This window comes from Microvirga sp. P4_A5, from assembly GCF_056402495.1.
Genome location: NZ_JBFUHH010000003.1, coordinates 52,236 through 73,795, shown reverse-complemented (window position 1 = coordinate 73,795; position 21,560 = coordinate 52,236). Strand labels below are relative to the sequence as shown.

General features: G+C 66.1%; 20 protein-coding genes. 12 read left to right on the top strand and 8 right to left on the bottom strand.

Annotation, left to right across the window (positions count from 1 at the left end; genetic code table 11):
• Nucleotides 1-119 precede the first annotated feature (119 nt).
• Complete coding sequence (locus tag AC1DVM_RS02300; RefSeq protein ID WP_477251682.1) at nt 120-2,198, bottom strand: M3 family metallopeptidase; 2,079 nt, start codon at nt 2,196-2,198, stop codon at nt 120-122.
• 173 nt (nt 2,199-2,371) lie between these two features.
• On the opposite strand from AC1DVM_RS02300, the gene AC1DVM_RS02295 reads away from it, so the two are divergent.
• Nucleotides 2,372-4,384, top strand: coding sequence for an AI-2E family transporter (locus AC1DVM_RS02295; protein WP_477251680.1), 2,013 nt, complete (start codon nt 2,372-2,374; stop codon nt 4,382-4,384).
• Nucleotides 4,385-4,415: 31 nt separating this feature from the next.
• On the opposite strand, the gene AC1DVM_RS02290 is transcribed toward AC1DVM_RS02295, so the two are convergent.
• The gene (locus AC1DVM_RS02290) at nt 4,416-4,571 is read right to left on the bottom strand and encodes a hypothetical protein (protein WP_477251679.1); all 156 of its coding nucleotides are present in this window, start codon (nt 4,569-4,571) and stop codon (nt 4,416-4,418) included.
• A 211-nt stretch (nt 4,572-4,782) separates the two neighbouring features.
• Here AC1DVM_RS02290 and AC1DVM_RS02285 point away from each other — a divergent pair, with 211 nt between their 5' ends.
• The 8 genes from AC1DVM_RS02285 to ptsN all read left to right on the top strand — a co-directional run bounded on the left by AC1DVM_RS02285 (nt 4,783) and on the right by ptsN (nt 11,297).
• The gene (locus tag AC1DVM_RS02285) at nt 4,783-5,454 is read left to right on the top strand and encodes a hypothetical protein (protein ID WP_477251677.1); all 672 of its coding nucleotides are present in this window, start codon (nt 4,783-4,785) and stop codon (nt 5,452-5,454) included.
• 89 nt (nt 5,455-5,543) lie between these two features.
• Nucleotides 5,544-6,158, top strand: a complete 615-nt coding sequence (locus AC1DVM_RS02280; protein WP_477251675.1) for a ribonuclease D — start codon at nt 5,544-5,546, stop codon at nt 6,156-6,158.
• Between the two features lie 65 nt (nt 6,159-6,223).
• Nucleotides 6,224-7,009 (top strand): LPS export ABC transporter periplasmic protein LptC, encoded by a 786-nt coding sequence (lptC, locus tag AC1DVM_RS02275; protein WP_477251673.1) that lies wholly within the window; start codon nt 6,224-6,226, stop codon nt 7,007-7,009.
• Entirely contained in the window at nt 7,006-7,644 is a 639-nt protein-coding gene (locus AC1DVM_RS02270) for an LptA/OstA family protein (RefSeq protein ID WP_477251672.1), read from the top strand. Before lptC ends, AC1DVM_RS02270 begins: the two co-directional genes overlap by 4 nt.
• A gap of 59 nt (nt 7,645-7,703) precedes the next feature.
• Nucleotides 7,704-8,546 (top strand): LPS export ABC transporter ATP-binding protein, encoded by an 843-nt coding sequence (gene lptB, locus AC1DVM_RS02265; protein WP_477251670.1) that lies wholly within the window; start codon nt 7,704-7,706, stop codon nt 8,544-8,546.
• Between the two features lie 78 nt (nt 8,547-8,624).
• Complete coding sequence (gene rpoN, locus AC1DVM_RS02260; RefSeq protein ID WP_477251669.1) at nt 8,625-10,064, top strand: RNA polymerase factor sigma-54; 1,440 nt, start codon at nt 8,625-8,627, stop codon at nt 10,062-10,064.
• A 74-nt stretch (nt 10,065-10,138) separates the two neighbouring features.
• Nucleotides 10,139-10,714, top strand: coding sequence for a ribosome hibernation-promoting factor, HPF/YfiA family (gene hpf, locus AC1DVM_RS02255; RefSeq protein ID WP_477251667.1), 576 nt, complete (start codon nt 10,139-10,141; stop codon nt 10,712-10,714).
• Between the two features lie 124 nt (nt 10,715-10,838).
• A complete protein-coding gene (gene ptsN, locus AC1DVM_RS02250; RefSeq protein ID WP_477251665.1) occupies nt 10,839-11,297 on the top strand; it encodes a PTS IIA-like nitrogen regulatory protein PtsN in 459 nt (152 codons plus the stop codon).
• Here the strand turns inward: ptsN and AC1DVM_RS02245 are convergent.
• The 3 genes from AC1DVM_RS02245 to AC1DVM_RS02235 all read right to left on the bottom strand — a co-directional run bounded on the left by AC1DVM_RS02245 (nt 11,294) and on the right by AC1DVM_RS02235 (nt 14,455).
• Nucleotides 11,294-12,025, bottom strand: coding sequence for an SIMPL domain-containing protein (locus AC1DVM_RS02245; protein ID WP_477251664.1), 732 nt, complete (start codon nt 12,023-12,025; stop codon nt 11,294-11,296). The genes ptsN and AC1DVM_RS02245 overlap by 4 nt on opposite strands.
• An 84-nt stretch (nt 12,026-12,109) precedes the next feature.
• A complete protein-coding gene (locus AC1DVM_RS02240) occupies nt 12,110-13,195 on the bottom strand; it encodes a polyamine ABC transporter substrate-binding protein (RefSeq protein ID WP_477251662.1) in 1,086 nt (361 codons plus the stop codon).
• 105 nt (nt 13,196-13,300) lie between these two features.
• Entirely contained in the window at nt 13,301-14,455 is a 1,155-nt protein-coding gene (locus AC1DVM_RS02235; protein WP_477251661.1) for an aminotransferase, read from the bottom strand.
• 355 nt (nt 14,456-14,810) lie between these two features.
• Between AC1DVM_RS02235 and AC1DVM_RS02230 the strand changes: the two genes are divergently transcribed.
• The 3 genes from AC1DVM_RS02230 to AC1DVM_RS02220 all read left to right on the top strand — a co-directional run bounded on the left by AC1DVM_RS02230 (nt 14,811) and on the right by AC1DVM_RS02220 (nt 18,630).
• The gene (locus tag AC1DVM_RS02230; RefSeq protein WP_477251659.1) at nt 14,811-15,809 is read left to right on the top strand and encodes a FecCD family ABC transporter permease; all 999 of its coding nucleotides are present in this window, start codon (nt 14,811-14,813) and stop codon (nt 15,807-15,809) included.
• A complete protein-coding gene (locus AC1DVM_RS02225; protein ID WP_477251658.1) occupies nt 15,806-16,588 on the top strand; it encodes an ABC transporter ATP-binding protein in 783 nt (260 codons plus the stop codon). Before AC1DVM_RS02230 ends, AC1DVM_RS02225 begins: the two co-directional genes overlap by 4 nt.
• Nucleotides 16,589-16,671: 83 nt before the next feature.
• The gene (locus AC1DVM_RS02220; protein ID WP_477251657.1) at nt 16,672-18,630 is read left to right on the top strand and encodes an SDR family NAD(P)-dependent oxidoreductase; all 1,959 of its coding nucleotides are present in this window, start codon (nt 16,672-16,674) and stop codon (nt 18,628-18,630) included.
• On the opposite strand, the gene AC1DVM_RS02215 is transcribed toward AC1DVM_RS02220, so the two are convergent.
• Genes AC1DVM_RS02215 through AC1DVM_RS02205 form a run of 3 tightly spaced genes read right to left on the bottom strand, consistent with a single transcriptional unit; the run spans nt 18,572 to nt 21,508 of the window.
• Nucleotides 18,572-19,504 (bottom strand): NAD-dependent epimerase/dehydratase family protein, encoded by a 933-nt coding sequence (locus AC1DVM_RS02215; protein WP_477251655.1) that lies wholly within the window; start codon nt 19,502-19,504, stop codon nt 18,572-18,574. The genes AC1DVM_RS02220 and AC1DVM_RS02215 overlap by 59 nt on opposite strands.
• Nucleotides 19,501-20,499 (bottom strand): MraY family glycosyltransferase, encoded by a 999-nt coding sequence (locus AC1DVM_RS02210; RefSeq protein WP_477251654.1) that lies wholly within the window; start codon nt 20,497-20,499, stop codon nt 19,501-19,503. The genes AC1DVM_RS02215 and AC1DVM_RS02210 overlap by 4 nt, the downstream gene beginning before the upstream one ends.
• Before the next feature lies 1 nt (nt 20,500).
• Nucleotides 20,501-21,508 (bottom strand): NAD-dependent epimerase/dehydratase family protein, encoded by a 1,008-nt coding sequence (locus AC1DVM_RS02205; RefSeq protein WP_477251652.1) that lies wholly within the window; start codon nt 21,506-21,508, stop codon nt 20,501-20,503.
• Between the last annotated feature and the right edge of the window lie 52 nt (nt 21,509-21,560).

Genomic DNA, 21,560 nt, shown 5'->3' with positions numbered 1-21,560 from the left:
CGTCCTTCGGCAACAATCCTGCGCGTGCGCTCGATCGAACCCGGCCTCGCGAATCGTCTCCGCGGCGCGGCCTTCTGGAAGGCGCGAGCTCGTTCTCGCGCCGCCGAAACCGGCCTGCCTCATTCCGTAACGGGCGCGAGCAGCCCCCGCTTCGCCAGAAGCGCATCGGGGGTCGGCAGCTTGCCCCGAAACGCCGTGTAGGCCTCCGCCGGATCACGCAGATTCCCTGCCGAATAAACGTATTGCTTCAAACGCTCCGCCRTCGCGGGATCGAAGACGTCGCCGGTTTCCTCGAACGCCGTGAACGCATCCGCGTCGAGCACCTCCGACCACAGATAGCTGTAATAGCCCGATGAATAGCCGTCGCCCGAAAACACATGGGCGAAATGCGGCGTGCGATGCCGCATGACGATCTCGCGCGGCATGCCGATGGAGGACAGCGTCTCCTTCTCGAAAGCCGCCACATCGAGCGGCGCCACATCCCGGCGCTGGTGCAGCGCGATGTCGACGAGGGCGGAGGACAGGTATTCGACGGTGGCGAAACCCTGGTTGAAATTGCGGGCTGCCATGAGGCGCTGCAACAGCGGCTCGGGGATCGGCTCACCGGTCCGGTAATGGGTGGCGTAGCGACGCAGGATCTCGGGCTGTCCGAGCCAATGTTCGAAAAGCTGCGACGGCAATTCGACGAAGTCCGTCGAGACGCTCGTGCCGGCGAGCAGCGGATAGGTGACGTTCGATAACAACCCGTGCAGTGCATGCCCGAATTCGTGAAAGAGCGTGCGGGCGTCGTCGAAGCTCAGGAGCGACGGCTCGCCCTCGCCGGCTTTAGCGAAATTCATCACGTTGACGATGATGGGCCGGATGTCGCCAGCGAGTCTCTCCTGCGACCGGAAGGCGCTCATCCACGCGCCGCTGCGCTTCGACTCGCGGGCAAAGTAATCGCCGAGGAAAGTGCCGATCACCGCGCCGTTTGCGTCGAGCACGCGCCATGCGCGGACATCCGGATGGTAGCGCGGAAATTCCTTCAGCTCTTCGAAGCTGAGCCCAAACAGCCGGTGAGCCGTGTCGAACGCCGCCGCGATGATCCGGTCGAGCTGGAAATAGGTCTTGATGACCGCCTCGTCGAGATCGTGGCGGGCGAGGCGGACCTGTTCGGCATAGTGCCGCCAGTCCCACGGCTCGATGGCGATATTCTCGCCCTTGGCTTGCGCGAAACGCTGGAGATCGTCCCGTTCGGTCATGGCACGGGCGCGGGCCGGCTCCCAGACGGCATTGAGAAGACCCAGCACGGCGTTCGGCGTCTTCGCCATGGTGTCGGCGAGCTTGAAATCCGCGAAGGTCTCGTAGCCGAGCAGTTTCGCCCGCTCGGCGCGCAGCGCAATGGTCTCGGCGATGATCGCCTTGTTGTCGGTGGGGCCGCCCGTGTCGCCCCGCGCCGTCCACGCCTGGAAGGCCTGCTCGCGCAGGTCCCGGCGTTCGGAGAATTGCAGGAAGGGCTCGATGCTCGACCGCGACAGGGTGATGACGTGCTTTCCCTTCATCCCCGCATCCTCGGCGGCACGCGCCGCGGCTTCGCGCAGGAAGGGCGGAAGCCCCGCGAGATCGGCCTCCCCATCGAGCACCAGGCGATAGGATTTTTCGTCCGCCAGAACGTTCTGCGAAAACTGCGTGCCGAGGCTCGCGAGGCGCTCGACGATGGCAGCGAGCCGGGCCTTCTGCGTCCCGTCGAGCCGAGCGCCCGCGCGCAGGAAGATCGTGTGATAGCGGTCGAGGACGCGCATCTGCTCGGCGGTGAGCCCGAGGTTTTCGCGCGCGGCGTAGAGTTGCGCGACGCGGCGGTCGAGCGCCTCGTTCATGAAAATGGCGTTGCGGTGCTTGGCGAGCACCGGCGCCATCTCGCGCTCGATGGCCTGCATGGCATCGTTGGTGTGCGATCCCGAGAGATTGAAGAACACGCCGCCGACGCGTTTCAGCGTCGCGCCGCTGCGCTCCAACGCCTCGATGGTGTTGGCGAACGTGGGCGGCGCCTTCTCATCCGCGATGGCGGCGATTTCCCGGCGCTGCCGCTCCAGAGCCTCGTCGAAGGCCGGACGGTAGTGAGCGGGGGCGATCGCCTCGAAGGGCGGGATTCCCTGCGGATCGGGCCAGGTCTCGAGAAGCGGGTTGCGCTCCGCAGCGGAGAGGGTGCTTGAGGTCATGGCGGGCTCGCTTTTTCGTCGGCGGGGACCGACTCTTATCCGCCTTGGCAACGCGCCGGAAGAGCCCATTGGCTTGTCGTCTGGCGGAAGGCTTACGGCCAAGGATCGTTCCTGCCTCATCGGCGTTGATCTGCAGCCCGCGGGACCTCCCTCGCGAAATGGACACCCATACGATGCGAGCCTCCGCGACGCCTGTGCCCGCCGAAACCGAGATCGAGCCCCCCGCCGTACCCGGCATTTCGGGGCTCATGACCCTGATCGTCGCGGTTGTGGTGCTGGCGGCGCTCTATATCGGCCAGGACGTGTTTCTCCCCGTCGTGATGGCGATTCTGCTGGCCTTCGTTCTGGCACCGTTCGTGGATTGGATGCGGCGCTGGCATTTGGGGCGCGTGCCGTCGGTGATCATCGCCGTGATGCTTGCTTTGGGCATCATCGTGTCCCTCGGGGGTCTGATCGGCGTCCAGGTCGCAGGCCTTGCCACCGACCTGCCGCGCTACCAGGCCACCATCAAGGAGAAGGTCGGGTCCTTGCGCGCCGGAACCATCGGTCGGCTTCCCGCCATGCTGAAGGAATTCAACAAGGCGGTCGAGGAGGCGCCCAAGGAGCCCGACGCGGCCAACGCCCCCGCCGCGCAGCCCGCCCCGCCCGAGCCCGGCCCGCTTCCGGTCGAGGTGCACGAGCGCGAGGCGACGCCGCTTCAGCTCGCGCAGAGCATCGCGGTGCCGCTCCTGAAACCGCTCACCACAACCGGCATCGTGTTCGTGGTGCTGGTCTTCATCCTGCTGCAGCGGGAGGATCTGCGAGACCGCATGATCCGGCTGTTCGGGTCATCCGATCTTCACCGCACCACCGGCGCGATGGATGATGCCGCCCGTCGCCTGAGCCGCTATTTTCTCATCCAGCTCGGCCTCAATGCCGCTTTCGGCGTGCTGATCGGCCTTGGCCTGTGGGCTATCGGCATTCCCAGCCCTGCCCTGTGGGGCGTGTTCGCCGCGGTCATGCGGTTCGTGCCCTATATCGGCTCGTTCGTGGCGGCGGCCTTCCCCATCGTGCTCGCCTCCGCGGTCGATCCCGGCTGGTCGATGGTCGGCATGACGACTGCCCTGTTCCTGATCTCCGAACCCGTGATGGGCCACGTGATCGAGCCGCTCGTCTACGGCAAGAGCACCGGGCTTTCGCCTTTCGCGGTCGTGATCTCGGCGATCTTCTGGACCTGGATGTGGGGACCCGTCGGTCTGCTCATCGCCACGCCGCTGACGCTTTGCCTCGTGGTCCTCGGTCGCCATGTGGAGCGGCTGGAGTTCCTCGACGTGCTGCTGGGTGACAGGCCCGCCCTGACGCCGGCCGAAAATCTCTACCAGCGCATGCTGGTCGGCGATCCGGACGAGGCGCTGGAATCAGCCGAAATTCTGTTGAAGGACCGTTCGCTCACCTCCTATTACGACGAGGTCGCGGTGAGCGCCATTCAGCTTGCGGCGAACGATGCAAGGCGAGGCGTCATGACCTCTCAGCAGATCCAGCATATCAAGGACGTGGCGCATTCCCTCGTGCTCGACCTGAATAGTCATGACGACAATGAGCCCGACGCGGCCGACACGAAGGACGAGCCCGTGGCCCCGCCCGCGAGCGAGAAGCCCACCATCCCCGACCCGGCAACCCAGGATCTGTTGCCCCTCGAAGGGCGCATCCCGGCCGAATGGAGCACTGAAGGCGCGATCCTGTGCGTGGCCGGTCGCGGCGCGCTCGACGATGCGGCGGCCGAGATGTTCGGTCAGCTTCTCACCAAGCACGGCCTTGGCACCCGCGTGGTGCCGCACGAGGCCGTGGGACGCTCCACGATCGCCGATCTCGATGTGACCGGCGTTCGGATGATCGTGCTGTGCTATGTGGAGATCCTGGGCACTCCGGCGCATCTGCGCTACCTCATCCGCCGCCTGCGCACCCGGGCACGCGAGGCAAGCCTCATGGTAGGCCTCTGGCCGTCCGACCATCCCGTTTTCCGCGATGAGAGCATCCGGGCGGCGGTGGGTGCCGATTATTATGTGGGATCGCTCAGGGATGGGGTCGTGCGCTCTCTGCAGATCGCCACCGGCGAAGAGGTGCAGCAGCCGGAGGCCAGCGTGGTGACCCTGCGCGACCAGCGGGCGAATGGCGGCGCGAACCGAAGGATACGCGTTCCCGCATGAGGCGCGTGCGAGCGTCCCGCTCGGCTGGCCCCTAACTGATGCCCTCGGCTTTTTTCTCGCAGTCGTGCCGGGGGGTCTGCGGTGCGGATTTCTGTTGAGCCACCACTCCTTCATCGGGCGGCGTGTCTGTGGCGACTGCCGGTGTAACCAGCATCAGCGTCAGGGCGAGGGAGAATGCGCGCAGCATCGTCTGTCCTTTCCGTGAACTGCCGGATGGTAGCGGCTTGTGCGACGATTCACCAGCCGGCGAGTCGGCCCGTATTGCGCCGCTTCGCCGCAAGACAAAAGCGGAACGCCAAACCGAAGTTTGGGTTGAACCGCATGGCATAGCGGCGAAGCCTGAAGCGGGTTCGAGGTCGCATTGAACGCCCGCCGGCTCGACCGCTCGGAGACAGGCGATGTCGATGTTCCGCATGAGTTCGATTTCCCTCAAGGCCCTGGCGGTGGCGGTCTCTCTCTTGACGGCCGCGTCCGGCGTGACGATCCCCACGGTCGCGTCAGCCCAGGGCTTTCGCGGTGGGCATTTTCGCGGCGGAGCGGTGAGGTCGCCCGGCTTCAGGCCCATGGGGGCTTTCCGTCCGGCCCAGGGTTTCCGCGTAGCGCCCGGATTCCGAACCGGAGCCGCGTTCCGGCCCGGAGCGATGGGGCTTCGGCCAGCGTATGGGGCGGGATTCTACCGCAATGCGGGCATCCGACGCGCCTATCCGGGCGTCTACCGGCCAGCGTATGGCTACCGTCCGATCTATGGAGGTGGATATTACCGGCCGGCCTACCGTCGCGCCGTCTATGGCTACCCTAATTACGGCGGCTACTACCCTGTCGGGGGTTATTATGGCGGGTATTACCCCTATGGGGGCTACTATCCTTATGGCGGCTATTACAACGACAACGGTGGCGCGGTGGCGGCGGGGCTGATCGGGGCGATTGCCCTCGGGACCATCGCGGCCGCGTCGAGGCAGGCTGCCTACCGCCCGGCGGTGGCGTCCGGGCACCACTGCTTCTACGAGCGCCGCCGGGTCGCGACGCGGCACGGCACGGCGGTCATCCGCCGGGTCCGCAGCTGCTACTAGGTCCCGACCGCGAGGCCGGGAAAGTTGATACCGCGCAAGCGACGGGGTAGAGGCTTGGTGTCTCCCGCCCTCTCGCATCCGGATGTCCCATGACCACGCGTTTCCATCGCGGTGACCTGCCCGCCGATTATCAGCCGGGCCCCTCGCTCGCCATCGACACCGAGACGCTGGGGCTCAATCCCCATCGGGACAGGCTTTGCGTGGTCCAGATCTCCAAGGGCGACGGCACCGCCGACGTGGTGCAGATCCTGAAAGACGGGCCGCCGCCCGCCCGGCTGATCGAGGTCCTGGCGGATGAGAGCGTCCTCAAGATATTTCATTATGCGCGCTTCGATCTGGCGGTCCTTTTCCATGCCTTCGGCGTCATGCCCCGCCCGGTCTATTGCACCAAGATCGCCTCCCGGCTGGTGCGGACATATACGGACCGGCACGGCCTCAAAGACCTCTCGCGGGAATTGCTGGGAGTGGATATTTCCAAACAGCAGCAATCCTCCGACTGGGGCGCCGAGACCCTGACGCAGGCCCAGATCGATTACGCGGCCTCCGACGTGCTCCACCTGCACGCGCTGAAAGAGAAGCTCGACCGCAATCTCGCGCGCGAGAACCGGCTCGGCGTCGCCCATCAATGCTTCGCGTTCCTGCCGACCCGAGCGCAACTCGACCTGCTGGGCTGGCCCGAGACCGACATCTTCGCGCATTCTTGACGCGATCTTCAAACTTCTCAGGATATAACCTATATAAGGTCACAACTTCGCCACGGCGTCCGTCCATGGCAGGGGCCTGCCCGATCGACAGTCACGAAGAGGATTTGCGCCACGTGGTGAAACCCGGCGGCATGACGATGGATGGGCTGGCCACGACGCCGGCCGTGCGGACGCGCGGCTTTGCCAGCGCGCGCCGTCACTCGCGCTTCGTCAAGTTCGCCAAGCTCGCGATCCCCCTCGGTTCGCTTCTCGCCGTCACGCTGGTGGCCTTCTACGCCTATATCGATCCGTTCCGGCACATCCCGGGCCTGACCATCGGCAAGATCGGCGTCAGCGGCACGCAGGTCACCATGGAGAGCCCCAAACTCAACGGCTTCCGGAACGATTCCCGCCCCTACGAGGTCACCGCGAGCGCCGCCACCCAGGACATCCTCAAGCCCAATTTCGTCGAGCTGAAGGATCTGCGCGCCCGCATCGTCACGGACGACAAGGGCGGCGCGGCAAGGCTCGAGGCGGCCTTCGGCGTGCTGAACACCGAGAAGGAACAGATGAACCTGCGGCAGGACGTCAAGGTGCGCACGGATGCGGGCCAGGAGGTCAAGCTTTTGTCCGCCTTCATCGATTTCAAGGCCGGGACCGTGACGTCGGACGAACCTGTCAGCGTGATGCTCGGAAACGGCGTCATCGACGCGGCGGGCCTCGACGTCACCGATAACGGCAAGGTGATGCATTTCCGCGGTCGCGTCCGCGCGGTGTTCGAGAGCACCGAGAAACCCGCCCAATCGACTCCTCCTCCCGCGGGGCAATTCGTGCCAGCCAATCCCGCGCAACCGACAAGCTCCCGCCCATGATGACCTTCAGACACGCCGCATTCTGCGGCGCGCTTCTCCTCGGCCTGCCGGCGATGCTGTCGGCCGCCATGGCCCAGCCCACCACCAAGGAGCGTGCGGCGGGCTTTGGCAGCTTCGGCTCCAGCAAGGAGCCGATCAAGATCGATGCCGACCGCCTCGACGTCTACGACAAGGAAGGGCGGGCGGTGTTCGCCGGCAACGTGGTGGCGGTCCAGGGCGACAGCACCATGAACTGCACGCTGATGACGGTTCTGTACGAACAGAAGCGCGACGCCGCGCCCGGCGCTCCCGCGCCCGCGGGTCCCATGGGATCGGACGACAGCTCGATCAAGAAGATCGATTGCAAGGGCCCCGTCACCATCGTGTCGAAGACGCAAGTGGCGACCGGCAACGACGCCACCTTCGACCGCATCGCCAACAAGATCTTCCTGATCGGCAACGCGACCCTCAGCGACGGCCCGAACGTCACGCGCGGCGAGCGCGTGGTGTACGATCTCAATACCGGCATCGCCAATGTGGAAACCAAGCCCGGCGGCCGTGTCCGCGCGCTCTTCGTACCCGGCAGCAACGCGCCGACGACGCCGCCTCCGGCCAGCGGCGCCAAACCGAAGCCGCAGAAGCCCGCCACCAACTGACCCGTGGTGAAACCTGTCGTTCCCATCCGGGCGATGTTCTCTTTAGGCGATATGTTCCGTTGAAACCTCTTTTCAGCCGTTCCCCCACAGGCCGCGTCGCAACCCCGGTGCCCGAACCGGTCGGCACCGCGCGGGCGCAATCCTTCGACCGCTTCGAGGGTCAGGCAACCTTCGGCGCCGCCGGGGTGCTGGCCGTCAAGGGCCTGCAGAAGAGCTATGGCGGCCGCACCGTGGTGTACGACGCGGCCTTGAGCCTGCGCGCCGGCGAGGCGGTCGGCCTGCTGGGGCCCAACGGCGCGGGCAAGACCACCATCTTCTACATGATCACCGGGCTGGTTTCGGCCGATCGCGGCGTGATCAGCCTCGACGGGCACGACGTCACGCATCTGCCGATGTACCGGCGCGCGCGCCTCGGCATCGGATACCTGCCGCAGGAGGCCTCGATCTTTCGCGGCCTGAATGTGGAGGACAACATTCGCGCGGTGCTCGAAATCGTCGAGCCGAGCCGCAAGGAACGGGAGCGAAAGCTCGATTCGCTGTTGGAGGAATTCAACATCGAGCGCCTGCGAAAATCGCCCTCGATCGCGCTGTCGGGCGGCGAGCGGCGGCGCTGCGAAATCGCCCGGGCGCTCGCGGGCGATCCCACTTTCATGCTGCTCGACGAACCCTTCGCGGGCATCGACCCGATCGCGGTGGGGGACATCCAGAATCTCGTGCGACACCTGACCCGGCGCGGCATCGGGGTTCTCATCACCGACCACAACGTGCGCGAGACGCTGGGTCTCATCGACCGCGCCTACATCATCCATTCGGGCCGGGTCCTGACCGAGGGCCAGCCCGATGCGATCGTCGCCAACGAGGATGTGCGCCGGCTCTATCTCGGCGAGGATTTCAGGCTCTAGCGCGCTCCCGCGCATCCGGCGCTTTTGACGGGACTGCGGCGACGCTCTAAACCTGAGCGAAGGTTTGGTGGAACGCGCATGAGTTCATCGCAACGGCTGGAGCTGCGGCAGGGACAATCCCTGACCATGACTCCGCAATTGCTGCAATCGATCAAGCTGCTGCAATTGTCCCATCTCGAACTCGCGGCTTTCGTCGATGCCGAGCTCGAACGCAACCCGCTGCTGCAGCATGCCGACGAATCCCCCGATGCCGCCGCGCTCGATCCGAAAACCCTCGCGGCGCGCCAGTCCGACCGGATGATCCGCCGCATCTTCCCTTCCGCGGGCGCCCGGCATCCGCAAGGCCTCTCGGCGAAATCCGGACAGGCGGGCGGCTCGGTGGCAAGCGAGGGCAGCGCCGATCTGGACGCGACGAACGCGGGTCGGGTCAGTCTCGCCGGTCACCTGGAATCCCAGCTCGATCTGGCGACCGTTGACGCGCCGCTGCGGCAGGCTGGCCGGTACATCATCCACTCGCTCAGTGAAGCCGGGTATCTCGTCGAGGACACACAGGAGATCGCCGAGGCCCTGGGGCTCGACGTCGAGACCGTGCTCGCGGCCTTGCGCCTCGTCCAGAGCTTCGATCCCCCCGGCATCGCAGCGCGAGATCTCGCCGAATGCCTGAGAATTCAGCTCGTCGAGCGAGGCCGGCTCGACGCCGCCATGGACATCCTGCTGGCCCGCCTCGATCTCCTGGCACGACGCGACCACGCGGCTCTCTGCAGGCTTTGCGGCGTGGCCGAAAGCGGGTTGAACGCGATGATCGCCGAGATCCGCGGCCTCGATCCTAAACCGGGCCTTGCGTTCGGCGCCGCTCCCATCGACGCGCTGGTGCCCGACGTTTTCGTGCGGCCGGCGCCCGGCGGCGGTTTTGAGATCGAGCTCAACGCCACGACAGTTCCGCGTCTGTCGGTCGATCGCTCCTATCACGCCCAGATCGCCCAATCGGCGCGGAGCAAGGCCGATCAGGCCTTTCTGGGCGAATGTGCGCGAAGCGCCGCCTGGCTCTCCCGCGCCCTCGACCAGCGCGCCACCACCATCTTCAAGGTGGCAAGCGAGATCGTCCGCCAGCAGGAGGGCTTCTTCCACCACGGAGCGGGGCATCTGCGGCCGCTGACCCTGCGCTCGGTGGCGGAAGTCATCGGGATGCACGAATCCACCGTTTCGCGGGTCACCGCCAACAAGGCGCTGGGGTCGGATCGGGGCACGTTTCCGATGAAATATTTCTTCAGCACCAGCTTGAGCGGCGCCGACGGGACGGCGACCCATTCGTCCGAGGCGGTCCGCCATCGCATCAAGGCGCTCATCGCCGCCGAGAAGCGTGGCTTTGTGCTGTCGGACGATGCAATTGCCCAAAATTTGCAGGCATCCGGAATCGCCATCGCGCGGCGCACGGTCGCCAAATACCGCGAGGCCCTTCGCATTCCCCCCTCGTCGCAGCGACGGCGTATGCGTCAGGCGGCGACGCCGTCGCCGTGAGATGTTTCGGGCTTGTATTACCCATGGGAAGCCTCATCATCAAACCAAGAACGCTAATAACAATGGAGGACGATATGACGTTGAGGGTATCGGGCAAAAACCTCGACATTGGCGAGACGCTGCGGGCGCAGGTCGAGGAAAGGGTCGAAAGCGCTCTCTCGAAATATTACAGCGGCGGATATTCGGGGCACGTGACCGTCGCGCGGGATGGCATCGGATTCCGCACGGACTGCGTCCTCCATCTGAGCTCCGGCATGACCCTCGAAGCCTCGGGAAATGCGCCGGACGCCTATGCGAGCTTCGACCAGACCGCCGAACGGATCGAGAAGCGGCTGCGGCGATACAAGCGCCGCCTCAAAGAGCATTCGGCGTCGGCCGCCGCCCGGGCCAATGGCCGGCAGGCACCCTATCTGGTGTTCGAATCCCCCAGCGACGAATCCGTCGAGGAGGAGGGATTCCACCCCATCGTGGTGGCGGAAACCACCAAGCCACTGCACAGCTTGTCGGTCAGCGACGCCGTCATGCAGCTGGATTTCACAGGCTCGCCGGCGCTGGTTTTCATCCACGCTAGCACCCGCCGCATTAACGTCGTATACCGCCGCAGCGACGGGGCGATCGGTTGGGTCGATCCGCCGCTGGGCGAGCCTTGAGGGGCGGCCCCTCCTTTGGCCCGGGTTTTGCTCTTGAGTTGTGTTTGGCATCGGTTGCGTCTTGCAACGGCTGCCTGAAACCCCGCGAGGCCTCCAAGGCTTCAAAACGGACGTAGCTTGATCAATGCCCTTGCTGGATTTTCTCGATTCTCAGGCCGTACTGCCCGCGCTGCGGGTCAGCGGCAAAAAGCAAGCCTTGCAGGAATTGGCGGCCCATTCGGCAAGATTGCTCAATCTTGACGAGGGCATGATTTTTGAAGCGCTCCTGCAGCGCGAGCGGCTCGGCTCCACGGGGATCGGCGAAGGCGTCGCCATCCCCCACGGCAAGCTTCCGGGTCTCGACCGGATCTTCGGCCTCGTCGCGCGACTCGAAAAGCCCATCGATTTCGAGGCCCTGGACGGGGAGCACGTGGATATCCTGTTCCTGCTGCTGGCGCCCGAAGGGGCGGGGGCCGACCACCTCAAGGCCCTGGCCCGGGTCGCCCGCGTGCTGCGCGAACCCGGTCTCGTGGACCGCATCCGCGCGACCCGCGAGGCTGCGGCCCTCTACGCGGTGATGACCGAGATCCCCCGCGCGGCCTAGGGCTGGGCCACCATCTCCCACACCATCTGCACCCCCGCATTGTAGCGGATGGTCGCCGGCGGGACGATCGGCACCTCATCGGCGCCCTTCGCCATGGCCATGCGCATGCGCATTTCCGGCTGCGGCTGATAGGGCTGGGCCGAGCCGTCGCGGATCTCGATCAGGYGACCGAGGGTCACGCCGGCCGCCTTGGCGTAGATTCCGGCCTGGCGGCGCGCGTCGGCGACCGCGGCCTCCCGCGCCTTGTCGGCGCCCGCATCCTGCCGGTCGAGGCCGAACGAGACGGATTGGAACGTCATGTCGCCGCTGGCGAGGATTTCGCCCGCGAGCTTGCCGAGCCCCGGCAGGTCCCGGGTGGTGACCTGAATCTGGTGATTGGCGGTGAATTTCGGCGTCGGGCGGGCCGGCTTCTCGACCTGTGGGCTCTGGAAGACCTGGAAATTCACCGTCCGGATATCGTCTTTCTTGATGCCGAGGGACTGGATGCGCTCCAGCACCCGTTCGCTCGCCGCGTTATTGGCCGAAGAGGCCTGCGCCAGCGTATCGGCCTGCGTCTCGACCGATACGAGGATGCGGGCGAAATCGGGCTTCAGTTCGGCCTCGCCGGTGCCCATGACGCTGATGGTGGGGACGATTGGAGCCTTCTGCTCCTGCGCGAAAGCGGGGGCGGCGGCGACCCACACGAGGCAGGCCGCGACGCGGACGATGCGGGCGGGAAAAACGGACATGGCGACCCTCTCGAAACGAAAGCTCCGCCCGGAGGCGGAGCAAATCAGGCGGCTCATGATTGAAAACCGAACCTGAGCGTCGGATTAACGACCGGTTTTCACCCGCGTCCAGAGCCGCGTGACCSTTCGCTGCGAACGCTCGTCGTAGGCCGTATTGGTGAACAGACGCTTGAAGGTCGCGTCATCCGGATAAATCCCCGGATCCTTGAGGATCGCCTCGTCGACGAATTTCTTCGCTGCGAGATTGCCCGACGCGTAGGAGACGAAATTCGTGTTCGCGGCGGCGATTTCCGGCCGCAACATGAAGTTGATGAATTCGTGCGCCTCGGCGACGTTCTTGGCGTCGGCCGGGATCGCGAAGCTGTCGAACCACATGAGCGCGCCCTCGCGCGGAATCACATAGGCGATCTCGACGCCGTTCTTGGCCTCGGTGGCGCGGTTGCGGGCCTGGATCATGTCGCCCGAATAGCCGATTGCGACGCAGATATCGCCGTTCGCCAGGGCGTTGATGTATTCCGACGAGTGGAACTTCTGGATGTTGCCGCGCACGCGGAACAAGGCGTCGCCGGCTTTCGTCAGATCCTCGTTACGCTTGGAATCGGGGTTGAGCCCCAGATAGGCGAGGACGCCGGGAAACAGGTCCTCGGGCGAATCGAGCATGTAGATGCCGCAGGCCTTCAGCTTGGAGACGACCTCGGGCTTGAGCACCAGGTCCCAGGTGTTGAGCGGAATATCGCCCAGGATGTCGCGCACCTTCTTGAGGTTGAGGCCGATGCCGGTGGTGCCCCACATGTAATTGACGGCGTATTGATTGCCCGGATCGAAGACCGCGAGACGCTGGGTCACCTCGGGCCATTGATTGGCGAGATTGGGCAGCTTCGCCTTGTCGAGCTTCTGGAAAACCTTCGCGCCGATCAGGCGCTGCAGGAACGGGCCGGAGGGGACCACGAGATCGTAGCCCGATTTGCCGGCCAAAAGCTTGGTCTCGACGATCTCGTTGTTGTCGTAGGTATCGTACACGACCTTGATGCCGGTGGTCTTCGTGAACTCATCCAGAGCCTTCGGGTCCACGTAATCGGACCAGTTATAGACGTTGACGACACGCTCCTGCGCGTGAGCGACGGTGGCAAGGGCGAACGCCAGGGCAAGCGAGGCGAGAAAACGGATCATCGAGGGCGGCACTCCAAAGGTTGTCGTGACCGGGAGGCTAGGAGGTTCCGCGACAGGAAACAACGCCCCGCCGCACTATCTCGACCCCCTCGTTGGTCCAATCGGTCACCTGCCTTTGCGGACGAGCCCGGCGAGGCGCTCCAGTCCCGTATCGAGGGTCGCGTCCTTCTTGGCGAAACAGAACCGCACGACGTTCCTGACCGCGCCTTCGGCATAGAAGGCGGAGACGGGAATCGCCGCCACCCCGTGTTCCACCACGAGGCGCCGGCAAAACGCCACGTCGTCGGTTTCGCCCAACGGCGCAATGTCGATATTGAGGAAATACGTGCCCTGGCTCGGGATCACCGAAAAGCCGAGGGTTTCGAGGCCCGCCGTGAAGCGGTCGCGGCTGCGGGCGAAGTCGCGCCGCATCGTGTCGAAATAGCTGTCGTCCTTGCCGAGGCCATAGGCCACGGCCGTCTGGAGGTTAGGGGGCGTCGTAAAGGTGAGGAACTGGTGCGATTTCGCCAGCACCTTCAGGATGTGCGGCGCCGCGCACACGAAACCGACCTTCCAGCCGGTAAGGCTGAAGATCTTGCCCGCCGAGCCGATCTTGACGCTGCGCTCGCGCATGCCATCGAGCCCCAGCACCGGCTGATGGCGGCGACCGTCGAACGACACATGCTCCCAGACCTCGTCAGAGATCGCGATGGCGTCGAACCGCCGGCAGAAATCCGCCAGCAGGGCGAGATCCTCGGGCGAGAAGATCGTCGCCGTGGGATTGAGCGGATTGTTGAACAACACCGCCTTGGTCTTCGGCGAGAATGCCTTCGCGAGCGCTTCCTCGGTGAGGCGGAAATGCGGCGGCTGGAGGGTCACGAAACGCGGGATTCCGCCCGCCAGACGCACCAGCGGCAGATAGGCGTCGTACATCGGCTCGAACAGCACCACCTCGTCGCCGGGCTCGACCAGCCCGAGGATCGCGCCTGCGAGGGCTTCGGTCGCTCCCGAGGTCACCATGACCTCGGTGTCGGCATTGAGATCGAGACCCTGCCAATGGGCGTAATGCGCCGCGATCGCGCTGCGCAATTCCGGCAGGCCCATCATGGAGGGGTATTGGTTATAGCCGTTGAGCACCGCATCGGCGGCCTTCCGGCGCACATCCTCTGGGCCCGGATCGTCCGGAAACCCCTGTCCCAGGTTGATCGCCCCGGTGTCGCGGGCGAGGCCCGACATCACCTCGAAGATGGTGGTGGGGATATTGGCGAAAAGCGGGTTCATGCAGCGGCTCGCGAGGACGGAGGATCAGCCGGTTGGTAGCATGGTCCCGGGCGAGTGGCACGTACGAACGCTGTCGCGATCGCCAGCCAGGTGGGCCGGGGGCGCGTCACCTTTCCCTGAGGGAGAGGTCGGACCGCAAGGGCCGGGTGAGGGGTCGCGCGGCGCCCGGATAGGCTCACCCCCTCACCCTCGCTTCGCTCGACCTCTCCCCGCCGGGGAGAGGTGCGGTCCCCTGCGGGTTGGGTGGGCCGAAAGGTCGTATGTCGACATTGTCTCGCCCGCGCCCTGTCGTGCTAGGACTTTTCGAGCCCCACCCCTCGACCCCTCGCCGGAAGGCGGCGGGAGAAGCGCCCTCATGCCCCGCACCCTCCTGATCCCCGGCCTCCTGATCCTGCTCACCGCCCTCGCCATTGCGTCGCTCGCCATCGGGCCGGCGCCTATCGGCCCTCTCGCGGCCTTGCGCGCCCTGTTCGTCGATCTCGGCAGCGCCACCATCGTGGTGCGGGACATTCGCCTGCCCCGCACCCTGCTGGCGCTGATGATCGGAGGAATCTTCGGCCTCACCGGCGCTGCCCTGCAGGGATTGCTGCGCAACCCGCTGGCCGACACCGCCGTGTTCGGCGCGCCGCAGGCGGCGGCGCTCGGGGCCGTGACCGTGCTCTATTTCGGCCTCGTCGGAGCGCTGTCGTGGATGCTGCCGGTGGCGGCGATCCTCGGGGCGCTGGCCTCCATCGCGCTGGTGGTGATGGTCGCCGGGCGCAACGCCACCATCGTGGTGCTGGTCTTAGCGGGCCTCGCCATCGGCAGCCTCGCGGGGGCCGGCACGTCGCTCGCCATCAGCCTGTCGCCGAATCCCTTCGCGGTGACCGAGATCGTGTTCTGGCTGCTGGGGTCCTTCGAGGACCGCTCTATGGCGCATGTGGGGTTGGCTACTCCCTTCATCGTCGTGGCGACGCTCATGCTGCTTGCCGCCATGCCCGGCCTGCGGGCCCTGTCGCTGGGCGACGAGACGGCGCGCAGCCTCGGAATCGACACCAATCGCCTGCGGCTTCTCATCGTCGGGGGCGCCGCCATCGGCACCGGCGCGTCGGTGGCGGTCGCCGGTTCGATTGGTTTCGTCGGGCTGGTGGCGCCGCACCTCATTCGGCCTTTCGTGGGCTACGATCCGGCCCGGACCATGATTCCATCCGGTCTGGCCGGCGCGGCGCTGCTGCTCGCCGCCGATTGCGCCGTGCGGCTGATTCCCTCCGCGGCGGAAATCAAGATCGGCGTCCTGACGGCCTTGCTCGGCGTGCCGTTCTTCCTCTGGGTGATCGCCCGGCGGAAAGCCGAGCTGTCGGAGGTTCCCGCATGAGCCGCCTCGTCGCAGTGGGACTCACCGTGCGCCTCGGCAACCGCGATGCGCTGCGCGGGATCGATCTCGCGCTGTCGCCGGGCCGCTTCACGGTGGTGGTCGGTCCCAACGGCGCCGGCAAGACGACCTTGCTGCGAAGCCTCGCCGGCCTGCTCTCGCCCGGCGAAGGCAAGGTGACGCTGGACGGCCGGGACCTAGCGCATCTCGGCGGACGCGAGCGCGCGAGGGCCGTCTCGTATCTGGCGCAGAACGGCTCCGTGGCGTGGCCGATCCCCGTCGAGAGCGTGGTGGCCTTGGGACGCCTGCCCCATCGCGAGGAGCCCGACGCGCTGTCGCCGCGGGGCCGCGAAGCGGTGGCTGGTGCCATCGCGGCCGTGGGCTTGCGGGGTTTCGAAGCGCGCCCCGCCACCGAATTGTCGGGCGGCGAGCGCGCCCGGGTGCTGCTCGCCCGGGCGCTCGCCACGCAAGCTCCGGTGCTTCTCGTCGACGAGCCCGTGGCGGCGCTCGATCCGCGCCACGAGCTGGTGGTGCTCGAGGTCCTGAAAGCCCAGGCGGCGGCGGGCGTAATGGTCGTCGCCATCATGCACAACCTGACCCTGGCGGCGCGCTTCGCCGACGACGTGGTGCTGCTGGATGACGGACGCATTCGCGCTCACGCGGCGCCCGAGGAGGTTTTCACACCCGGCCTTCTCGCCGCGAGCTTCGGCATCGCCGCCCACGTCACCCGCGAACCGGGCGGGCTGGTGATCGTCGCCGAGAGGCCCCTCGACCAACCGTAACGCAACGTTAACCCGCAACCCTCTCAGATTGACAAAGGTCCCCCCGCGGCAGATACCCCGCTCTCAGAATTCGACATGGGCTCATGACTCGCCAGGATCTCAAGAAAACCCTCATCATCGCGCATGATCTCGTGATGACGGCTTTTGCCGTCGTCGCGACCTTCTACGTGCGCTTCGACGGCTTTCTGCTCACCCAGCATCTGCGCCAGTTGCCCTATGTGCTGCCGCCCTTCGTGCTGTTTGCCGGATTCGTCTACTGGTTCTTCCAGCTCTACCGCTCCAAATGGCGGTTCGCGTCGCTGCCAGATCTCTACAACATCTTCCGCGCGTCGAGCGTGCTGGCGCTCACCCTGCTGGTGGTCGACTACATCCTGGTCTCGCCGCAGATTTTCGGATTCTTCTTCTTCGGCAAGATCACCATCGCGCTGTACTGGCTCATCCAGATGTTCTTTCTGGGCGGCCCGCGCCTCGCCTTCCGTTACGTCAAATATGCCCAATCCCGGCAGACGCTGCAGCGGCATGCCAACACCCCGACGCTGTTGCTGGGGCGTGGCAGCGACATCGAGGTGATGCTGCGGGCGATCGAATCGGGCGCGGTCAAGAAGCTTCAGCCCCAGGGTGTGCTGTCGTACCGGGCGGACGATCTCGGCCAGTCGATTCGCGGCGTACCGGTGCTGGGCACCTTCGCGGATCTAGACCAGGTGGTGCAGGATTTCCAGGAGCGCGGCGTGCCGATCCGCCGTCTCGTCGCCACCCCGAGTGCGCTGGCGCCAGAGGCCCATCCCGACATGCTGATCGCCCGCGCGCGCCGTCTCGGCCTGCCTCTGGTGCGCGTCACATCGCTCGGCGAAGGCATGCGGGATGCCGAGCTTGCGCCGCTCGAAATCGAGGACCTGCTGTTGCGGCCGACCGTGCAGATCGACCGCGCGCGGCTGGAGAATTTCATCCGGGGCAAACGCGTTCTCGTGACTGGCGGCGGCGGCTCCATCGGGTCGGAAATCTGCACCCGCGTGGTGGCGTTCGGCGCCAGCCACCTGCTGATCCTCGACAGCTCGGAGCCTTCTCTCTACCAGATCCTCGAAAATCCCACGATCCTGTCGAGCGACACGGAGGTTGAGGGCGAGATCGCCGATGTGCGCGACCGCGAACGCGTCCGCGAGGTCATGAACGAGTTTTCGCCCGACGTGGTGTTTCACGCCGCGGCGCTGAAGCATGTGCCCTATCTGGAAAAGAACTGGACCGAGGGTATCAAGACCAACGTGTTCGGCTCCCAGAACGTCGCCGACGCGGCCGTCGAGGCGGGGGCCGCCGCCATCGTTATGATCTCCACCGACAAGGCCATCGATCCCGTGTCGATGCTCGGCGCCACCAAGCGCTTCGCCGAGATGTACTGCCAGGCGCTCGATGCGGAGTTCATGGGCCGTGGCGGCTCGACGCGTCTGATCGCCGTGCGTTTCGGCAACGTGCTCGGCTCCGTCGGCTCCGTGGTGCCCAAGTTCAAGGCGCAGATCGCCCGCGGCGGACCGGTGACGGTGACCCATCCCGACATGGTGCGCTATTTCATGACCACCCGCGAAGCCGCCGATCTGGTGCTGACCTCCGCGTCGCATGCCGACAAGGAAGGCCGCGTGCTGCATGACGGCTCGAACCGCGACCAGCGCGCTTCGGTCTATGTGCTGAAAATGGGCCAGCCGGTGCGCATCATCGAGCTTGCCGAGCGGATGATCCGGCTTGCGGGGTTCGAGCCCGGCGAGGAAATCGAGATCGCCGTGACGGGAACCCGGGCCGGCGAGCGCCTGCACGAGATCCTGTTCGCCCGCGAGGAGCCCCGGGCCGAGATCGGCATCGACGGCGTCATGGCCGCGAAGCCCATCTTCGCCGACCGAGAGCGCGTCGACGAATGGCTGGATATTCTCGGCCGGGCGCTCGCGACCAATGACCGGCAGGAAGCCGAACGCGTGTTCGAGGAGGCGATTCCGGAATTCAGCCGCCGGGCGAAAACTCTCGAGCCAGACGTGCCAGTCCGTCTCGCGTCGAACTGACCGGCTGCCAGCCCAGGTCGATCAACGCATCGGGCAGCGCTACCAGCGAACCCGCCACCCGGTCGAACGCTTCCGACTTCCCCGCCAGCATGGCGCCGAGGCGCAGCAGGACCGAGGGCACCGGCACGAGGCCCGGACCGCGCCCGAGCCCCGAGCGCAGGGCGCCGACGATCTCGGCGATATTCAGCGGCTCTGGCTCGGCGACGATCAGCGGACGGCGCAACGGGCCCGGCGCGCGCAGCACCGCATCGACCGCGGAGGCGAGGTTGTCGAGGGAGAGCAGGGAGCGCCGCGCCCTCAACCCCCCCAGCGGCAGCGGCCAGGGCGATTGCGCGAGGCTCACGAGCGCCGCCATGTTGCCCTTGACGCCCGGCCCGTAGACCAGCACCGGACGCAACGCCACCCAGTCGATTCCCAGTGTTTCCAGGCCCTGCTCGGCTTCGAGCTTCGAGCGGCCGTAGGCGTCGGTGGGGTGCGGCTCATCGGCCTCCGTCACCGGCGCCAGGGCCACCGGTCCGGTCTGGGCGCGAATGGAGGACAGGAACACGAAGCGCTTCACATGGGCGCGCTCCGCCGCGCGGGCGAGGTTCAGCGTGCCTTGCGTGTTGATGGCGCGATAATCGTCCTCGGGTCTGCCCGACATGGCGTGGGCAAGGCCCGCCGAATGCACCACCGCATCCACGTCGCGCAACGCCGCCGCCATGTTGTGCGGCGACGCGATATCGCCGATGACGGCGCCGCTCGCGCCCTCCGGCACATCGGCGGGACGGCGCAGCAGTACGCGCACGCGATAGCCGCGCTTCGTCAAATCCGCCACCAGATGGCGGCCGATGAATCCGGTGGCGCCGGTGAGGGCGATGAGCGGGCCGTTCATTGCGATTGCTCCGGACGCTTCGTCGCAAAACGCCGCAGCAACGCGCCGACGAGGGCGCAGCCGATGAGGAGCGCTGCGACCTGCACGAACGGCGTGGGAGTGTGGATCGTCCAGGCCGCCAACGCCGCCAGCGCGAGATTGAGCCCAAACACATGCGCGCTCACCGCCATCACCGAATAACCGTTTGTCGTCGCCTGCTGGTAGAAATGGCTGCGATGCGCCTCCCACACCTTCTCGCGCCGCGCGAGGCGGCGCAGCAGCGTGATGGTGGCGTCCGCCAGATAGTAAAGCGGCAGCAGGATCGCCGCCGTAAGCGCGCCGGTGCCGGCAAGTTGTAGCAGAAGCCAGCCGACGCCGAGGCCGATGGGCAAAGACCCGACATCGCCGAGAAAGAGTTTCGCCACCGGCTTGTTGAAATACGCAAACCCGATGAGCGCGCCGCAAAGGGCGGCGGCGAGCAGCGCGGGAAGCGGCGCGAATCCCCACAGGCCGAGAACCGCCAGAAAGCCGGTGATGGGCACCATTTCGGCGACGGTGATCCAATCGAGTCCGTCCATGAAATTGACGAGGTTCACAAACCAGACGCCGCCGAGCAACAGAAAGGCGCGCTCGACGACCAGCGGAACCGCCTCGGGCAAGATGCGAACCTCCATTGTGAAGAGCACGGCCACGACCGCCATCACCTGGAGGAGAAGCCGCGGGCGCGCGGGCAACGGGCGAATGTCGTCGATGCCGCCGACGAGACCGAGCGTCACGAGAGCCACCGCGACGATCGCGAACGGGCCTGGCGATGCGCCGGCCCACAACAGCGCCGTCGCCGCGACCGCGAGCGTGGCCGCCATCACGGCGATGCCGCCACCCTGCGGCGTCGGAATTCGGTGGCTCGAACGCGCATTCGGGCGCGCCAATGCGTAGCGTAAGAGGAGCGGTTTCATCAGGACGATCAGCAAGACCGACATGAGGGCGGACGCGACGAGGGTGAGGACGATCAGCATATCAGTTGCCGTGATATCCCCGGTACCATTCCACGAACCTCCCGATGCCGTCCTCCAGCGAAATCGACGGCGCGAAGCCCACGGCGCGGTGCAGGGCCGACACGTCGGCGCGGGTCTCCAGAACGTCGCCGGGCGGCAGCGGGACATCGACTCGGTTGGCTTTTCGCCCGAGCGCTTTCTCGATCAGCGCGATCAGGGTGTTGACCTCCTCGGGCCGGTCGTTGCCGATATTGTAGAGCCGGTAGGGCGCGCTGCTGGTCGCCGGATCGGGCGCTTCCGCGTTCCACGAGGGGTCCGGCGTCGCATCGTGGAACGCGAGGCGCACGATGCCTTCCACGATGTCGTCCACATAGGTGAAATCACGCCACACCTTGCCCGCATGGGCGACGTTGATCTGGCGCCCCTCGGCGATGGCGCGGGTGAACGTATAGACCGCCATGTCGGGCCGGCCCCAGGGTCCGTAGACGGTGAAGAAACGCAGGCCCGAGACCGGCAATCCGAACAGATGCGCATAGGAATGCGCCATCATCTCGTTCGCCTTCTTGGTCGCCGCATAGAGGCTGATCGGATGATCGGCGGCGGCGTGTTCGCTGAATGGCAATTGCCGGTTGGCGCCATAGACCGAACTCGACGACGCATAGACCAGATGCTCGACGCCGCCGTGCCGGCAAGCCTCCAGCATGTTGGTGAACGCCACCATGTTGGACGCCACGTAAGGCTGCGGATCGACGAAGCGCACTCCGGGCTGCGCCGCCAGATGGATGACGCGCCGGAACCGGTGCCGCGCGAACAGGTCTCGCGTCGCTTCGGCATCCGCCAGATCCAACCGCTCGCCCAGGAAGGTGTTGTGCGGCAGGAGACGCGAAAAGCGCGCTTCCTTGAGGCTCAGGTCGTAATACGGCGTGAAGCTGTCGACGCCCACCACCTGATGGCCGTCCCGCAGGAGCCGCTCGGCCACATGATAGCCGATGAAGCCGGCCGCGCCGGTGACCAGGATGGGTGTTGGCATGGTTCGCCCGCTCGACGAAGGAGATGGTTGCCGGGTTTCCGGAGCACGATGC